Below are 17,046 nucleotides of genomic sequence, written 5' to 3' on the forward strand. Positions count from 1 at the left end.
CACCTTGTTGCGTCGAGGTCATCACTTCTTCGCGTCGAGGGGATCTTGTTGACAATGCGGTTCCGGCGAATTCGACCTCATGGTGGGAACTCGTGCCGCGGTCCTGAGCAGACGCCGACACTCTGCCCGAGCATCCGAGAAGACGGAAGGAGGAGCGCATCTCCTCGATGCACAAAGGTGATGACCTCGACGCAGAAAAGTGATGACCTCGACGAGAGGGGCGAGGGAAGAGGGGGCGAGGGGGAGGGTCAGCGGCCAATGACGCGGGCGGAGGCCTCCTCCATGAGCTCCACCTGCAAATCGGACAGCGGCTCGCCCGAAGCGCCGAACTGACGCCGCTTCCACTTGCCGTTCTTCTTCAGGGCCCACGACGCCGTCATCGGATCGACACCGCGCCGAACCAGATCGGCGAGATAGGCGATCTGGTCCGGATCCGCGATCCTCACGAGCGCCTCGACGCGCCGGTCGAGGTTGCGGTGCATGAGATCGGCCGAGCCGATCCACACCTCCTCGGCCCCCTTCGGGCCGAAGGCGTAGATGCGCGAATGCTCGAGATACCTGCCGAGGATCGACCGGACCCTGATGTTCTCGGACAGTCCGGGGACTCCGCCGCGCAGCGCGCAGATGCCCCGCACCTGCACATCCACCGGAACTCCCGCCTGCGAGGCCCGATACAGGGCGTCGATGACCCGCTCATCGACCGCGGAGTTCACCTTGATGCCGATCCACGCCTCCTCACCCGCCTTCTTCCGCGCGATCTGAGCATTGATCCGCTCGATGAGGCCGTCGCGGATCGACAGGGGCGCGACGAGGAGACGATGGAAGGTCGAACGCGGCGCATAGCCCGACAGCTGGTTGAACAGGCGCGTGAGGTCCTGGGCGACCTCCCGGTCGCAGGTGAGCAGCCCGAGGTCCTCGTATCCGCGCGCGGTCTTCGGATGGTAGTTGCCCGTGCCGACATGGCAGTAGCGGCGCAGCCCATCGGCCTCCTGGCGGACGACGAGCGAAAGTTTGCAATGCGTCTTCAGGCCCACCATCCCGTAGACGACGTGAACGCCGGCGCGTTCCAGCTTGCGCGCCCAACCGATATTCGCCTCCTCGTCGAAACGGGCTTTGATCTCGACGATCGCGACGACCTGCTTGCCCGAACGGGCCGCTTCGATCAGCGCCGAGACGATCGGCGAATCCCCGGAGGTCCGGTACAGGGTCTGCTTCATCGCCAGGACGTGCGGGTCGCGCGCCGCCTGCGTGATGAAGGCCTGGACCGAGGTCGCGAAGGAATCATAGGGGTGGTGGAGCAGGACATCGTGCTCGCGGATCTTCGCGAAGATGTCCCCCGCCCTCGATGATTCGAACTCCGCGAGGCCCGCCGCGGTCACCGGGACGAACTTCGGATACTTGAGGTCGGCCAGGTCGAGGTCGTGGAGTTCATTGCACAGGGTCAGATCGAGCGGCGCGGGCAAGGAGATGACATCCGCGGCCGAGATCTCAAGCTTCTCGACGAGGAAGTCGAGGACGAAGTCGGAGATGGTCTCCTCGACCTCCAGGCGCACGACGGGGCCGAACTTGCGGCGCAGGAGCTCCTCCTCCATCGCGGTGAGGAGGTTCTCGGCGTCGTCCTCCTCGACTTCGAGGTCCTCGTTGCGGGTGACGCGGAAGCCGTGCGCCTCGACGATCTCGACGCCGGGGAACAGGTGCTCCAAATGCGCGCGGACCACGTCCTCAAGGGTGATGAAGACCGCGCCGCCCTCGGCCTGCACGCGATCCTCGACGGACCCGCCCGCGAGCGCCGTGTCGACGTTGATGAGCCGCGGCAGGGACTGGGGAACCTTGACCCTGGCGAAGTGCAGCTTGCCGCTGAGCGGGTTGCGCACGACGACCGCGAGATTGAGGGACAGGCCCGAGATGTAGGGGAAGGGGTGCGAGGGGTCGACCGCGAGCGGCGTGAGCACGGGGAAGATCCGGCGGCGGAAGTAGCGGGTCAGGGTCGCGCGCTGCGCCTCGTCCAGTTCATCCCACCTGCGCAGATGGATTCCGGAGGCGTCGAGGGCGGGCAGGATCTCCGTCTGGAAGTCCTCGGCCTGGCGGGCCGCGAGTTCACGGGTCCTCGCCTGAATGCCCTCGAGGACCTGACGGGGCTCGAGTCCGGAGGCCGTCTTCTTCGCGATGCCCGCCGCGATCCTGCGCTTGAGGCCGGCGACGCGGACCATGTAGAACTCGTCGAGGTTCGAGGAGAAGATCGCGGAGAACCAGGCGCGTTCCAGGAGGGGCAGTTCGACGTCCTCGGATTGTTCGAGGACGCGCTGGTTGAAGGCCATCCACGAGATCTCCCGGTCGGCGAAACGGCCCTTGGGCAGGGGCTCGTCCTCGCCGAGCGGCGCGGAGAGGTCCACGTCGGTGGTGAGGGCCGGCGGCAGCGGTTCAAAGGCCCGCGCCTCGTCCTCGTACTCGGAGTCCTCGTGCTCGACGCCGACGAGTCCGGCCTCGTCCGCAGGGACGAACATCTCTTCGGCCCTGGCGCCCTCGACTGCGGATTGCCGCGCCGCCTCGGGGGCGCAGGGGCTCTCGGGGGCGTCGGGGGCCGGAAGCGGCCAGGAGGCGTCGGGGGCGGAGAATTCACGCGTGGTCTCGGACATGCGTCGTCCCTTCGAGTTCGTAACCTGCACTGGCGCATCCGCCTCCGATCGTAGGCGTGCAGGGGCGTCCTCGCTGGCCAGTGGGGGGTGAGACTCGGGGCGGCGGATTCTCAGTCGAGGGCGCCGACGCGGGCTTCGCGGGCCGCGATGTCGAGCTCTTCAGCGGTTGCGAGGAAAGCGCGGGCGCGCGTCGTCACCGCATGCGCGAGAGGATCATTCGGGTCGGTGATCCAGTCCCCGTTCCCGCCTTCGCCGGCGGCGAGGAGGCGAAGGGCGATGGAGGCCTGGGCGAGGACGTGGTCGAGCTCGTCGTCGCTCAGATCGCCCCGCAGGAGGGCTTCGGCCTCGTCGAGGATCGACTCGAGGGGGCGGACCTCGAGGGGGCGCTCGAGTCCGGGCACGATGTCCGCCCTCGTCCCCGCGTCGTAGAGGGCGCACGCGAGGGCCCTGTCCCTCTCGCACCATTCGACGAGCAGGTACAGCCTCCACAGGGCGCCCGGCAAAGTGAACTCGGGGCTGCGCGCCCACAGGTGGGCGATCGCATCGGCTCCGGAGTCGCGGACGAGGGCGCGGAGGCGGCCGATCGCTTCGATGTCGAAATCCTCGTCGCCGACCCCCATGAGCGCCCATGCGCTCGAGTGGGCGAGGGCGGAGGAGGCCGCCGGGTCCTCGTCGCCGATGATCGCTTCTGCGGTGGCGGGGCCGAGCATGGCGGGGCGCCTGGGGCGCTTGAAATCATGACCGGGCATTTCCGCTCCTCCGCTCGGCGTGGGGTCTTACTCGTCCGGTCGATTGTAGGCTTCCCGCCTCCCCGTCACTCCCCCGATCGCACAGGACGCTCCGCTCGCCCCGACGCGGCTGCGATGCCGGGCCGCCTCCGGGCGCGCTTCTTCCTTGTACATGCACCTTCGCGCCTATACGGTTGCCGCATGACGACGATGTCCACCGACGCACGACCTGCGCACTCGGCCTTCGCGGAACGCGACCGCGCCGAGGGCGCCCTCATGGGCCTCGCCCTCGGCGACGCTCTCGGAATGCCGACCCAGTCGATGTCCCCGGCGGACATAGAGGGGGAGTACGGGTGCGTTCTCGGCCTCATCGACGCCTCCGCCGCCCAGCCCGTCGCCCCTTCGATGCCGGCGGGGAGCATCACGGACGACACTGAGCAGGCGCTTCTCCTCGCTGATCTCCTCGTCGAGGCCGAGGGCGCGATCCCGCCCGCCAGATTCGCCGCACTCCTCCTGAATTGGGAGGACGAGATGATCGCGCGCGGATCCCTCGACCTCCTCGGTCCCTCGACGAAGGTGGCCCTCGAAGCCGTGCGCGCGGGCGCCGATCCGACGACCACCGGCAAGACTGGCACGACGAACGGCGCGGCGATGCGGGTCACGCCGATCGGCATCGCCTTCTCATGGGAGGACGTCGAAGGATTCGCCGAGGGCGTCCGCTCCAGCTGCCGCGTCACCCACGACACGGTTCCCGGATTTACTTCGGCGGCGCTCGTCGCAGCAGCGGTGAGCATCGGACTCGACGGGTCCTCGACGAGGGAGGCGATCGCCGGGGCCCGCGCGCTGGTGGCCTCCTTGGGCGATGTCGGCGAATGGAGCCCGAAGGCGAAGGTCCTGGACCGCCTCGACGAGGCACTCGCCCTGTCTGATTCGCCCTTGGAGGAGGCCGCTTTCCTCGAGGCCCTTCGCGCACGCATCGGAACCTCCGTCGAATCCAATGAATCGATCCCCTGCGCCTTCGCCCTCGCTCATCGCTACGCCGATCAGCCGGATCAGGCGCTGCTCGCGGCTGCGAACCTCGGCGGCGACACCGACACGATCGGGGCGATCGCAGGCGCTGTCCTCGGAGCCACGACGGGGACGAATGCGTGGCCCGAACAGTGGTGGGACACCGTTCGCGCAGTGAACTCGCTGAGCGTGTCCGAACGGGCCGACGCCCTCTTGCGCCTGAGGGCCTCATCCCGGGATTCACACACGGCATGCGAAGGAGCTGCACGATGAGCGGAACGGTTCACCACCTCGGCCAGGTCGTCATCGACCTCGCCCTCGGCATCACCGGCCTGCCGGACCGCGGCGGCGACGTCTTCGCCGATTCGGCGATGCTCACGCCCGGCGGCGGCTTCAACGTCATCTACGCGGCGCGGCGGCTCGACGCGGAGATCATCTACCACGGCGCCCTCGGCGACGGGCCCTTCGCCGAGCTCGCCCGCGACGCCCTCGTCCGCCTCGGGGTCGAGGCGGCCGGGCCGACGATCCCCGGTGCCGATACGGGCATCTGCGTCGCCTTGACGGAAGAGGGCGGAGAGCGGACCTTCGTGTCGACGCGCGGCGCGGAGACGATGGAGCCGGAGGACGCCTTCACCGGCATCGTCCCCGGGCCCGAGGACGTCGTCTACATCTCGGGCTACTCCTTCAGCCATGTCGCGAGCACCCGGGCCCTGTCCAGATTCTCCGAGGTGCACGCCGACGGCGATCTGCGCGTCCTCGCCGACGTCGGCCCGCTCGTCGCGGACTTCAGCGACGAGCAGATCGAGATCCTCAGGCGCCTGCACCCCCTGTGGTCGGTGAACGAGCGCGAGGCGGCGATCCTCGCCGCCCGATTCGGGATCGCCGAGGGCGGGACCGGGGAGGGAACGAGCGGAGAGGAGGGAACCGCCGGCCTCGCCGAGCGCCTCGCCGATCGGCTCGGCTCCGACCTCGTCCTGCGCAAGGGCCCGGAGGGCGCCTGGTTCGCACGCGGAGGAGGCGTCGTCCGGATCCCCACGCCCTGGGTCGAGGCGATCGACACGAACGGCGCAGGAGACGCCCATTCCGGTGTGCTGTGCGCGGCGTGGACGAGCGGTGTCCCGCTCGAGGAGGCCCTTCTCCTCGCGAACTGCGCGGGCGCGCTTTCGACGACGAGGCGCGGGCCGGCGACCTGTCCGAGCCGAGCCGAGATCGACGAGGCGGCAACGCGGCTGAGGAACGGAGGGGCTGAGGGGCTGAGGAACGGAGGCTGATCCCCGCCCCGGCGCCAGGGGCGTCGGGCGTCCGCACGGGCGCTGACGCCCCGTCAGCCGACCTCCGTCCGTGCGTCTACAATGGCGGTGGTCGCAAGACCGCTTCGGCATCGCCGAACGAGCGCGGAACCTGCCGCGCGGGCCTATAGCTCAATGGTAGAGCAGCGGACTTTTAATCCGTGGGTTCCGGGTTCGAGTCCCGGTGGGCCTACCGCCCGCGCCCCCGTCGAGATCATCGGCGGGGGCGGCGTCGTTCCATCCTGCCGCGGCGAAGGGAGGCGCACCGCCCCGCCCGCCGTGCGGCGGGGCCTGCGACGCGCCTTCGCGCCTCCTTCCGTGCAGCGGGACCGGAAGCGCTTCCCGATCGAGGCCCTCACCCCCTCCCCGGATGAGGAAGCGCGCACTGTGAAAGATCTCTCCCGTCCGCTCCGCGATTCTGAGCGGAGTACGTGGAATGAAGGGGGCGGACAATGGGAGCCATGTCCTCCACTCCGTCCGATCTCCCCCGCGATCACTCCATTCTCGGCGGGGGCGTCACCGCGTCCCTCCTGGTGACGATCGCCCTGCAGAACGCCGTCCCCCCGCTCGCGACGGACATGTATTCGCCCTCGTTCCCCGAGATCACACGGGATCTGTCGACGAGCGCGGCCTTCGTCGGCCTGACGCTCACGGCCTTCTTCATCGGCTTCGGGACCGGACAGATCGGCGGAGGCGCCCTCTCGGATCAGAAGGGGCGGAGGGGGCCGATGATCCTCGGCGGCCTCCTCGCGATCGCCGGGTCCCTGGTCTGCGTCTTCGCGCCATCGATCCACATCCTCTTCATCGGGCGCGTCCTCCAGGGGATGGGAGGGGGCGCAGCGGCCGCCGTCGCGCGCGCCATCCTCGTCGATGTCGCCCACGGCAATGTCCTGGCGCGGGTGATGTCGCTGCTCCAGGCGATCGGCGGCCTGGCCCCGATGCTCGCTCCGGTCCTCGGCGGCCTGATCGTCACCTACTGGCCGTGGCGGGCGGTGTTCTGGTGCCTCACGGCCTTCACCGTCCTGATGACCCTGGCGGCCTGGCTCTGGGCGCCGGAGTCCCTGCCCCCCGATAAGCGCCACGGCGGCGGATTGACGAGGTTCGTCACCGGGATCGGATCGGTGATGAGGATCCGCCCCTTCGTCGGATACATGCTGACCTCGGCGTTCTCCGGGTTCTGCATGTTCGCCTACGTCTCGGATTCGTCCTACGTCCTCCAGGAGATGCTCGGTCTGACGCCGATGGTCTTCTCGCTGGTCTTCGCGGGCAATGCGCTCTTGTCGACCCTGTTCGCACTGGTGAACATCCGGCTCATCGGGCGCTTCCGGCCGCAGGGGCTGATCGCCTTCGGCCTGTCGCTCGCGGCCGTCGGCGTCGTCCTCGTCGGACTCTCGGTTCTCGTCTTCGACCTGCCGCTCGTCCTCACCTGCGTCGGTTTCGCCGTCCTCATGAGCGCCAACGCCTTCATCTTCGGCAACGCCGGGGCATTGGCGCTGTCGAAGGCGCGCGAGCACGCGGGGACGGCTTCCGCCGTGCAGGGCCTCGTCCAGTCGATCGCGATGGCGACGGCCTCCCCCCTGGCGACCGCGGGCGGGGGGACGAGCGCGCTCCCCATGACGCTCGTGATGTTCGTCGGCGCTCTGGGCGCGTGGGTCTCCTTCTGGATCATCGCCCGCGGAGGCTCGGAGCCTTCCGAGGCCCTTCCCCTCGACTGAGGCCTCATAGGCGTTTCACAGGGGCTTCATCGGCGAGTCGAATATCGGTCGCTCAGACTGATCGCGTTCAACGACACGTAGACGATGAGTAAAGGAGTCCCCATGGACAACGTCTCCCCTGATATCAGCTCCCCCGCCGAGGCGCTCGGAGCCCACGGTCCCGCGGGTCATATGGGCGGCGGCGTCGCCGAGATCGCCTGGATCATTCTCGCGGCGGCGGCGCTGGCGGCCGTCGTGGTCCTCGCGGTGTGGGCGATCAAGCGCTTCGTCCCCACCGCCCCGACTCCGCTGTCGCGCCTCGATCAGCGCTTGGCCGCCGGGGAGATCGACGAGGAGACCTATTTCCGCACTCGCTCGGCCCTTTTGAACGCGCAGTCGGCGGCGTTCACGCGGGCGCCGGCCGGCACTCAGGCCCCCGCGGCGCCCGCCGCGCCCGCTTCGCCCGTTCAGCCCGGCACTCCTGCGGCCCCGGTCCAGCCCTTCGTCTCTTCGGCTCCCACGACGGTGCTTCCCGCGCCCGGCGAGTCCGCGCCCGAGAGTCGCTGAGCGCTTCGGGCGAGAGCTTCGAAGCCCTCAACGGGAGAGGCGACGCCCCGGGTGCCGCCGGTCTCCTCGAGCCAGAAGGGCGGTGCCCCGGCGGGATTCCCGCCGGGGCACCGCCTTGCGTCCTTCGTCGGGATCCTCCCGCCCCGGCAGAGCGGGACGAGCCGCTCGGCATTGCCCCGGACTTCGGGAGGGACGCCGCGGCCTTCGTTCAGCCTCGCGCCTCGGCTCCGGGGAGCAGATCCGTCCGGGTGCGGCCGAGTGCGAGGTACTTATCGAGGGTCGGACCGACGATCTCGGCGAGTTCATGAGGATCAGCCGTGGCGACGGGGCCGAATCCGAAGATGTTCCGGAGTAGGAGAATCCCGATGATCTGACTGCCGACGAGTTGGAGCCGTAGTCCGAGGTCCTCATCGGCGCCCTCGGCGGCGGACATGGTCGTCATGAACTGCATGAAATGACCAGCGATCATCTCGCGCGTCCCCGCATCCTCGCCGACCGCCCTCAGGAGGGAGATGAGGGCGGGTCCGGTCTTGGGATTCTCTACGATCCCGAGGACGGTGCGAAGGTACCGCTCTCCGATGCGCTCGCGGCCGAGTGCGCCGGCGAGGAGGAGATCGAGGATCTCAGACTCCTCCATCGTCCGGGACATGCATTCCCGAGCGAGGCATTCCTTCGATCCGAAGTAGTAGTGGATGAGCCGCGGGGCGACGCCCGCGCGTTCGGCGATTCTCCGGATCGTCGAACTCTTGTACCCCTTCTCAGCGAATTCAGCGAGGGCGGAGTCGAGGATGAGCTCACGCAGATCGCCCGAATCCTTCCTCGGTCCGCGCCGGGGACGACGGGGTTCCTCGATCATCGGCTTCCTCCTCGACCATCCGTTCACGCCATGATACCGTTATTTCGTCATTTGACGAAACTTGGCGGAGGTCCCATGAAAGCCATGATCATCAAGGAGTTCCGGGAACTCGCCCGGGACCGGCGCACTGTCGCCCTCCTCATCGCGCTCCCCATCGTGCTCCTCACCGTCTTCGGATACGCCGCGAACTTCACCGTCGAGACGACGAAGGCGCTCCTCATCGGCCCCGCCGCGGCCGAGGTGCGCGCCGAACTCAGCGACAACGCGAAGGCGACCGAAGACTTCGACCTCGACCTGCGCACGCAGGACCTCACCGAAGAGGAAATCCTCACGATCCTGAAAGAGGGCGATTACTCGACGGTGATCCGCGCCGAGTCCGGCGACGACTCCACCCCCCTCGTCGCCCGGACGCACATGTGGACCGATGGCACCCAGCTCTTCGCGGCGCAGGCCGCATCAGCCGCATGGATGAACGTCGTGAGCGAAGACGTGAAAACCCGCATCACCGACATTCGCGCGCGCATCGACGAAGCGCGGACTCGGGGCGAGAACACGCAGAGGGAGCTCGAGTCCATGCAGGAGTCCCTGTCCTCCCTCCGCTCGGCGCTCTCGGGCCTCGAACAGGCGGCCGCAGCAGCGAGTTCGGGCGCAGCATCTCCCGAACAGGCGCTCTCCTCCCTTGACGCTCTCGCAACCCTCGGCCCGCTCCCCGAACTCTCGACGATCGAGAAGACTCCGAGCCCCGAGATCCCCGACATGAGCACGATCGACCTCAACGCCCTCGATTCCAAGCAGGCGATCACCGTTGCATTCAACCCGGATCTCACGACCTCATGGGTGATGATCCCCGGCCTCATCGGCCTCATCCTCACCTTCGTCGGCACGATCGTGACCGCGATCGGCCTGGTCCGAGAACGCGAAGCGGGCACACTCGAACAACTCGCCGTCATGCCGTTGTCCCCCGCCTCGATCATCCTCGGGAAGATCGTCCCCTACCTCTTCCTCGCCCTTCTCGACGCGGGGCTCATCACCGCCCTCGGCGTCCTGATCTTCAATGTGCCCTTCCGCGGGAGCTGGTGGGTCTTCTCACTCCTCAGCTTCGTCTTCGTCTTCGTCGTCCTCGGCTTCGGGATCCTCATCTCTTCCGTCTCCGAAACCACGGGCCAGGCGATTCAGATGTCGATGATGGTGATGATGCCGCAGATCCTCCTCTCCGGCTTCATCTTCCCCCTCGACTCGATGGCGGTCGGCGTACGAGGGATCGGCTATTGCCTCCCCCTCACATGGTTCTTCAAGGCGGCGATCGGGATCTTCCTCAAGGACGCGACCCTGTCCCAGATCCTCCTCCCTCTCGCGATCCTCTGCGGCTTCGCACTCGTCGTCTTCGGAGCCGCGACCGCCCGAATGGCGAAGAGCCTCCGATCCGGGGGCGCAAGCCGATGAGCGCCCGGAGCGACATCCACATCGATCTGCGCGACTTCCCCCTCTTCCCCGGCGGCGAACCCGCGATTCGCTCCTTCACGGCCTCCTTCGCACCAGGCGAGCTGTCCGCCCTCGTCGGCGGTGACGGCGCGGGGAAGACGACCCTGCTCTCGACTCTCGCCCGCCCGCAGGGGCGCGCACTCCTCGGCATCACGGACCTCGACGCCCACGACATCGGCTACCAGCCGGCGAGCTCGGGGGTCTGGCCGAACATGTCGGTTGAGGAAAACCTCCGCTTCGTCGCCGACGCTCACGGACTGCGGGGCCCACGATCACGCGCCCGCATCGACGAACTCATCGACCTCGCCGGACTCGAGAGCGCACGCCGCCGCATCGGTGCGCGCCTCTCCGGCGGCATGCGTCAGAAACTCGGCGCCGCAATGGCGCTGCTCCATCATCCCTCGCTCCTCCTCCTCGATGAACCGACAACCGGCGTCGACCCCGCCTCGCGCGAGATCCTCGGCCGACTCATCCGCGGCGCCGCCGACGATGGCGCCACGGCGATCGTCGCGACGACCTACCTCGACGAGGCCGAATCCGCCGATCGAGTCTTCCTCCTTGACGAGGGCCGCGTCCTCGCCCAGGGCTCGCCCGCCGAAGTCGTCGCCATCGCCCCCGGCTCCCTGTGGGCCGCCCCCATCGATTCCGCCGACCCCTCTGCGACCGACGACGAGCGCGTCTGGCAGCGCGGGCGCACGCTCTTCGAGTGGCTGCCCGGACGCCCTCGCCCCTCGTCCGCCTTCGTTTCAAGCGCGCCTTCGATCAGCGGGGCCGGGAAAGGCGCATCGTCAGTCGCCCCCCTCACCATTGGCGGAGCATCTCCCGCCACCCCGGACCTCGAGCTCGCAACGGTCGAGTTCCTCCTCGAGGCGCGAACGCTCACGCCCCCCTCTCGGGACGGAGACCATCCCGCCCCTTCCTCGAATCGCGGCCCCGCCCTCGTCCATAGGACCCGCCGCAGCGGATCCGATGCGATCATCGCTTGCCGAGAAGTCATCAAATCCTTCGGGGAGATGCGCGCCCTCGACTCCGTGGACCTCGACATGCACCCCGGCGAGGTCGTCGGTCTCATCGGCGGCAACGGAGCGGGCAAATCCACCCTCATCCGGCTGATCCTCGGGATCGATGCACCGGATTCGGGCACGATCTCGCTTTTCGGGACGCCGCCCTCGCGCCGCTCGCGCGCCCGGATCGGCTATGTCTCTCAAGCGCTCGGGCTGTATCCGATGCTCTCGGCGCGAGAGAACCTCGACTTCACGCAGGACGTGTTCGGGGTGCCCGCAGCCGATCGACTGCAGGGCGCCGCAGAGCGCGGCCCCGTCGCCGGGCTTCCCCTCGGTGCGCGACGGGCACTCGCGGTCGACTGCGCACTCAGCCATTCGCCCGATCTCCTCATCCTCGATGAACCGACCTCCGGCATGGATTCCCTGGGAAGGGCGCGCCTGTGGAAGAAAATCCGCCGGGCGTCGAACACGGGCGCAGGGGTCCTCGTCACGACGCACTACCAGCAGGAGGCCGCCCAGTGCGACATCCTCATCCGCCTTGAGGCGGGCCGGGTCGTCGAAATCCGGCGAGCGCAGGGCACGAGCAGTCCCTGACTCGCCCCCGCGAAGAGTCACCCTGAAGCAGAACCCCATCGCGGACCCTCCGCCCGTCTCACGAGCCCCCTCACCCCCGATTGAGCCTCGGCGAGGAGGCGATCCACACCGCGATGGAGATGAGGACGAGCCCGAGGAGCTCGCCCGACGTGGGGATCTGACGGAGCATCACCGCGCCCACGACGGCGGAGGTCGCGGGCATGAGGGCCGTCAGCAGAGCGTAGGTCGCGGCGGTGAGCCTGGACATCGCCAGGGCCTCAAGGGTGAAGGGGATCGCCGTCGAAAGCAGGCCGACGAGGACCAGGGAGCCGAGGAGGGTCCACGAAGTGAATGCGCCGAGGCCCCCGGGCGCGAGGAGGGGCGCGGCGAAGAGGGCGCCCAAGCCCAGGGACATGGACAGATTCGTCACGCCCGAACGCCGCGAGGCGATCGCCTGACCGACGACGATGTAACCGGCCCAGGCGGCCGCCGCCGCGAGGATCCAGACGATCCCGGCACGGATGCCGGGGTCCGACGGATCCACGCCGAAGCCCGAGATCGAGGCGACGCCGGCGAAGGCCATCAGCGCTGCGACCCGCGGCGCCCAGCCCCGCCCTCGCACAACCGCGACGGACACCGGGCCGAGGAATTCGATAGAGACCGCGGCGCCGAGCGGAAGGCGGGCGATCGCCTCGTAGAAGGTCGAGTTCATCACGAGGATGAAGAGCCCGAAGACCGCCGAGGCCCCGAGCTCGCGCCAGGTCCAGCGGAAGCGCCAGGGGCGCCGCCAGGCCAGGAGGATCAGGGCTCCGACGAGCACCCGCCACCATGCGACGGAGGCCGGCTCCATGAGGGCGAAGACCGCCACGGCGAAGGCCGCGCCGACGTACTGGAACAGTGCGTCGACGATGATGAGCGCCTGCGCGGGTACCCGGTCGAGGGCCCGGGGGCTCATTCCGCCGTCGGTTCGAAGACGAGCGCCGCCGAGTTCATGCAGTAGCGCATGCCCGTGGGCTGGTCGGGCGCGTCGGGGAAGACGTGGCCCAGGTGCGACCCGCAGTTCGTGCAGCGGACTTCGGTGCGCACCATGCCGTGCGAGGTGTCCTCGACTTCGCTGGTCGAGGCGTTCTTCGCCTGATAGAAGCTCGGCCAGCCGCAGTGGGATTCGAACTTCGTGCTCGCGTCGAAGAGTTCGGCGCCGCAGGCCGCGCAGCGGTAGACGCCTTCGCGGGTCTCCTCGAGGAGTTCGCCGGTGAAGGGGCGTTCGGTTCCGGCCTCGCGCAGGACGTGGTACTGCATGGGGGTGAGGATGCGACGCCAATCGGCGTCGCTCAGTGCGGAGGCGTCCGACAGGCTCGGGAATTCAGTCATGCTTCAATCGTCGCCCGACTGCTTCAGTCCCGCTACTGCTGCCCCCTATGTGGACAGGCGCGCAAGCACTTGTCCACGAACGGTCACTTCCCGCGCTCGTCCTCGGGCCTGACGCCTTTCGCCTCGGCTTCCCGGCGTTTGGCGACGGCTTCGCGTTCGGCGAGGGCCTCTTCGCCGGGCCCGGCGAAGATCCCCGATCGCTCCTCGGCGTCCGGGGAGCCGGAGTAGAGGCGCTCCCCCTTCCCGCCGCTCGTGGTGGTCGTCGGATTCTCCTCGGCGGCTCGGGCGACGGCTTGCGGGAGCTCGGCGGTGAGCTCGTCCGGCGAGGCGGGTGCGCCGGGGGCGCGATCCTTAGCGCGAGCGGAATCCTTAGGCGGGGCGCCGACGATGCGCGCGAGGGTCCCGGCGGTCATGACCTGGGTGGGGACGCTTTCGGCGCGAAGCGGGACCCTGCGCTCGGATCCGGCGAGTTCGCGCATCCTGTCGGCCATGGCGCGGCGGCGCGCCCGCTTGGCCTTCCTCCTGGCGGCGACCAGTCGGGCAGCGTGGGTCGCCTCATCCCCCGCGGTGTTGTCGGCGAGGGCCTTCGCGGCGTCTTCGAGGGCGCTCGCCCCGTCCTCGTGCATTCCGGTGGACGAGGGATCGCCGGCGATCTTCGTGAGTTCGGCGGCGAGGGCGGCCACCTGCGCCCTCGAAGTGTCGACGGGCACCGCGACCTCCGCCTGGGGTTGGATGCGCGTCGCGGGCCGGGCCCAGGGCTCCTCGGCCACCACCCAGGCGATGATGTGCTCGCGCAGGTAGCAGCGCAGATCCCACAGGCTGCCCGAGTTCTTCGCGGAGACGAGGATCCTGACCGTCACCGTCGAGGTATCCGCCCCTGTCATCTGGACGTTCCACGTCCGGCCGTCCCACAGGTCCGTCGCCTGGAGCAGGGATTCAACCTTCTGGCGGATCAGGGCCATCGGCGCCGCCCAGTCGAGGTGGATCTCGACGGTGCCGAGCTGGGCCGCGGCCCTGCGCGTCCAGTTCTCGAAGGTCGTCGAGGTGAAATAGGTCGAGGGGATGATGAGCCGCCGCTCGTCCCACAGGCGCACGACGACGTAGGACAGGGTGATCTCCTCGATCGCGCCCGACTCCCCCTTGTCGTTGGCGACGACGACATCGCCCACCCGGATGGCGTCCGTGAAGGCCAGTTGAATCCCCGCGAAGACGTTCCCCAGGGTCTGCTGCGCGGCGAGACCGGCGATGACCGAGATGAGGCCGGCGGAGGCAAGGAGGGTCGTCATCGCCTGACGGGCGGCCGCGAAGGTCGAGAGGATCGCGACGATGCCGATGATGACGACGATGAGCTGGACGAGGCGGCGCACCACCTGGGCCTGCGTCTCGAAACGCCTGGCCCTGCCCTGATCCGCTCGGTTCCGCATGCGCGCCGCGTCCTCGAACACCCATGCCGCCGCATAGGCGATCCAGGTGACGGCGCCGATCGCGAGGATGAGGAGGACGTGCGTCGAGGTCGAGACGAGCGTCCCGTTCGACCACTGGCTGAGGTCGGCGCCCTGGAGCATCCATTCGAGTCCGAGCAGGCCGCCCCACATCATGAGGGCGACGTAGAAGGGGGTACGGACCCTCTTGAGGAGCATCGACCCGACCTGTGATCTGCGCAGGATGCTCCGCAGGATCGCCGAGGCGAGGGCGGCGGCGAGGAAGCCGAGGAGGGCTCCGACGGCGACCCCGAGAAGGAGTGAGGCGATGTCGATGGCGTCGCTCACTGCGGCCTCTGCACCCGATTGGGGGCCGTCCCCCTCTTGAGAGACGAGGCGGGCGATTGCGGAAAGGCTCGTGCTCATGCTCCCAGCCTAGGGGTCCTTCCCCGACGCTTCCTGCGCGGCGCGCCCCGCTCCTCCCGGCCCTTTTCGGCGGGATTCCACGAGAATCCCCCCGTGTGAGAGGGGTCACCGATTCTCGTTTTGCTTTCACCCCGCGTTATTGCATATGCTCTTCCTCGTCTTCGGACGCCACGGAGGTGGCCGAACAGGCCCCCATCGTCTAGCGGCCTAGGACACCGCCCTTTCACGGCGGCGACACGGGTTCGAATCCCGTTGGGGGTACTCTCCCAGCGCGGAACGCGAAGAGCGTGTCGTCAGTGGAGAAAACTCAATAGGTCTTACACCTGTTGTAAGGCCCCGTAGCGCAGTTGGTTAGCGCGCCGCCCTGTCACGGCGGAGGTCGCGGGTTCAAGTCCCGTCGGGGTCGCCGACCAGACCGGTTGGTCCGGTCATGGCTCTGTAGCTCAGTTGGTAGAGCGTTCGACTGAAAATCGAAAGGTCACCGGATCGACGCCGGTCGGAGCCACCAGAACCCCGAAGCGATTCGCTTCGGGGCTTTTGCGTTCGAGCAGTGCCGACGCCGCCGCGGCGTTCGTATGAGCCTCGACGCAGGACCTGCAAGAATCGGGGTATGAGCGACACGAACGGAAGCCGCGACCCCAAGCCGTGGTGGCGCACGCGCCGAGCGCATTCGGCACCGGGGCCGGGGGGCCGGGTCCTCCTGTACTGCAAGGACCTCACGATCGACTCCCCCCTCACGGGAGCCCACCTCCTCGACCGAGTGACCCTCGGGTTCCGCTCCGGGTCCTTCACCGCGATCCTCGACCCGAGCGGATCGAGGACGCGCGCGTTCTTCCTCGCCGCAGCCGGATTGCGCCCGCCCTCGGCCGGTGCGATCGACCTGCGCGCCGCAGGCGGGGACCGCCCCGCGTCGGTCGGACTCCTCACCGCGTCCACTCCGCTCGACGAGGCCCTGTCCGTCAGCGAGAACATCCTCGCCCCCCTCTCCCTCACGGGCACCTCCGCCCTCGCCCATCACGTGAGGCAGGCCCTGTCCCTCACCTCGCTCGAGGAGCTCGCCGACCTCCGGGCCTGCGAGCTCTCACCCCTCGATCGGTTCCGGGCCCTGAGCGCGCGCGCCCTCGTTAGCGGCGGCGACCTCATCCTCGTCGAGGACCCCGACCACCTGCCCACGGCGCCTGATCGCAGGGCCGCCCTCGAGCTTCTGCGCTCGCTCGCCCAGCACGGCACGACCGTGATCCTCGCGAGCACCTCCCCCGAGTCCTGCGCGCTCGCCGACCGCACGGTCCTCCTCACGAACGGGCGGGTGACCTACGACCTGCTCGCCCCCGGCGCCGAGCGCCTCCGGACCATCCTGACCGGCACCGATGAGGATCCGGCGACCCTCCTCGGCCCGATTCCCGCGGCCGTTCCGCCCGCCGCGCCGCCCGCCGTCGTCGAGGACGCGCCCGTCACCGGATCCCCCGGGACCGAGGAGGACCCTTCGGAAGCCTTCCGGGTCTCGTGGATCCCCATCCGCCGCTCCGGGGAGGCCGAGGCGGGTCATGCGGTCGCCGAGGAGGCCGCCGCCGAAGTCGCGGATCCGCCCGAGGTCGAGAAGGAAACCGAGGACGAGGGCGAAGCCGGGCACGAAACCGCAGTCGAAGCGGAATCCCCGATCGGGGCCGCAGCCGCTGCACGTCCCGGGATCCGCCCCGCGGCCCCCTCCCCCGCCCCCGCCGAACCGGTGCCGGGCCCCGCCCTCGCCACCCCCGCGACGCGCGAACGCAGGCGCATCGAAGAACCCGACCCGATCACCGCCGCGATACGCGCGCTCGTCGCAGACCAGCAGGACGACCGCCCCCGCGGACGGCACGCGCACCGCCCCCTCCCCGCTTCAACGCCCGCGCCCCCGACCCTCGAGCAGGCCGAGGTCATCGACCGGGCGAGGAAGATCCTCGAGGACCTGCCCGGTCCGGTCATTCCCGACTGACCCTCCCGAAGACGGCCGC

Annotated in this window: 13 protein-coding genes and 4 tRNA genes; 11 read left to right on the forward strand and 6 right to left on the reverse strand. The window is 69.1% G+C overall.

Annotation, left to right across the window (positions count from 1 at the left end; genetic code table 11):
• Nucleotides 1–248: 248 nt before the first annotated feature.
• Nucleotides 249–2,636: an RNA degradosome polyphosphate kinase gene (locus tag HD592_RS10975; RefSeq protein WP_184454101.1), complete on the reverse strand. Its 2,388-nt coding sequence runs from the start codon at nt 2,634–2,636 to the stop codon at nt 249–251.
• A 110-nt stretch (nt 2,637–2,746) separates the two neighbouring features.
• Complete coding sequence (locus tag HD592_RS10980; protein ID WP_184454103.1) at nt 2,747–3,385, reverse strand: hypothetical protein; 639 nt, start codon at nt 3,383–3,385, stop codon at nt 2,747–2,749.
• A gap of 180 nt (nt 3,386–3,565) precedes the next feature.
• Here HD592_RS10980 and HD592_RS10985 point away from each other — a divergent pair, with 180 nt between their 5' ends.
• The 5 genes from HD592_RS10985 (at nt 3,566) to HD592_RS11005 (ending at nt 7,922) form a co-directional block, all read left to right on the forward strand.
• On the forward strand, nt 3,566–4,645 hold the full coding sequence (locus HD592_RS10985) for an ADP-ribosylglycohydrolase family protein (RefSeq protein WP_184454105.1): 1,080 nt from the start codon (nt 3,566–3,568) through the stop codon (nt 4,643–4,645).
• Nucleotides 4,642–5,643, forward strand: coding sequence for a PfkB family carbohydrate kinase (locus tag HD592_RS10990; RefSeq protein ID WP_184454107.1), 1,002 nt, complete (start codon nt 4,642–4,644; stop codon nt 5,641–5,643). The genes HD592_RS10985 and HD592_RS10990 overlap by 4 nt, the downstream gene beginning before the upstream one ends.
• A 139-nt stretch (nt 5,644–5,782) precedes the next feature.
• Nucleotides 5,783–5,854, forward strand: a tRNA-Lys gene (locus tag HD592_RS10995).
• A 268-nt stretch (nt 5,855–6,122) separates the two neighbouring features.
• Nucleotides 6,123–7,376 (forward strand): multidrug effflux MFS transporter, encoded by a 1,254-nt coding sequence (locus HD592_RS11000; protein WP_184454109.1) that lies wholly within the window; start codon nt 6,123–6,125, stop codon nt 7,374–7,376.
• A gap of 102 nt (nt 7,377–7,478) precedes the next feature.
• The gene (locus tag HD592_RS11005; RefSeq protein ID WP_184454111.1) at nt 7,479–7,922 is read left to right on the forward strand and encodes an SHOCT domain-containing protein; all 444 of its coding nucleotides are present in this window, start codon (nt 7,479–7,481) and stop codon (nt 7,920–7,922) included.
• Between the two features lie 208 nt (nt 7,923–8,130).
• Here HD592_RS11005 and HD592_RS11010 read toward each other — a convergent pair whose 3' ends face one another.
• On the reverse strand, nt 8,131–8,778 hold the full coding sequence (locus HD592_RS11010; protein ID WP_184454113.1) for a TetR/AcrR family transcriptional regulator: 648 nt from the start codon (nt 8,776–8,778) through the stop codon (nt 8,131–8,133).
• A 75-nt stretch (nt 8,779–8,853) separates the two neighbouring features.
• Here HD592_RS11010 and HD592_RS11015 point away from each other — a divergent pair, with 75 nt between their 5' ends.
• The gene (locus tag HD592_RS11015) at nt 8,854–10,221 is read left to right on the forward strand and encodes an ABC transporter permease (RefSeq protein WP_184454116.1); all 1,368 of its coding nucleotides are present in this window, start codon (nt 8,854–8,856) and stop codon (nt 10,219–10,221) included.
• Entirely contained in the window at nt 10,218–11,858 is a 1,641-nt protein-coding gene (locus HD592_RS11020; protein WP_184454118.1) for an ATP-binding cassette domain-containing protein, read from the forward strand. Before HD592_RS11015 ends, HD592_RS11020 begins: the two co-directional genes overlap by 4 nt.
• Nucleotides 11,859–11,928: 70 nt before the next feature.
• Here the strand turns inward: HD592_RS11020 and HD592_RS11025 are convergent, their stop codons facing one another.
• The 3 genes from HD592_RS11025 to HD592_RS11035 form a co-directional block, all read right to left on the reverse strand.
• On the reverse strand, nt 11,929–12,792 hold the full coding sequence (locus tag HD592_RS11025) for an EamA family transporter (RefSeq protein ID WP_184454120.1): 864 nt from the start codon (nt 12,790–12,792) through the stop codon (nt 11,929–11,931).
• Entirely contained in the window at nt 12,789–13,208 is a 420-nt protein-coding gene (gene msrB / locus HD592_RS11030) for a peptide-methionine (R)-S-oxide reductase MsrB (RefSeq protein WP_154475918.1), read from the reverse strand. Before msrB ends, HD592_RS11025 begins: the two co-directional genes overlap by 4 nt.
• An 83-nt stretch (nt 13,209–13,291) precedes the next feature.
• Nucleotides 13,292–15,055 (reverse strand): mechanosensitive ion channel family protein, encoded by a 1,764-nt coding sequence (locus HD592_RS11035; RefSeq protein WP_184454122.1) that lies wholly within the window; start codon nt 15,053–15,055, stop codon nt 13,292–13,294.
• 188 nt (nt 15,056–15,243) lie between these two features.
• Between HD592_RS11035 and HD592_RS11040 the strand changes: the two genes are divergently transcribed.
• The 4 genes from HD592_RS11040 (at nt 15,244) to HD592_RS11055 (ending at nt 17,027) form a co-directional block, all read left to right on the forward strand.
• Nucleotides 15,244–15,316 (forward strand) — tRNA-Glu (locus HD592_RS11040).
• A gap of 71 nt (nt 15,317–15,387) precedes the next feature.
• Nucleotides 15,388–15,461 (forward strand) — tRNA-Asp (locus tag HD592_RS11045).
• 26 nt (nt 15,462–15,487) lie between these two features.
• Nucleotides 15,488–15,563, forward strand: a tRNA-Phe gene (locus HD592_RS11050).
• 102 nt (nt 15,564–15,665) lie between these two features.
• Nucleotides 15,666–17,027, forward strand: coding sequence for a P-loop NTPase family protein (locus tag HD592_RS11055; RefSeq protein ID WP_184454124.1), 1,362 nt, complete (start codon nt 15,666–15,668; stop codon nt 17,025–17,027).
• Nucleotides 17,028–17,046 lie beyond the last annotated feature (19 nt).

Source organism: Schaalia hyovaginalis, assembly GCF_014208035.1.
Classification (GTDB): Bacteria; Actinomycetota; Actinomycetes; order Actinomycetales; family Actinomycetaceae; genus Pauljensenia; species Pauljensenia hyovaginalis.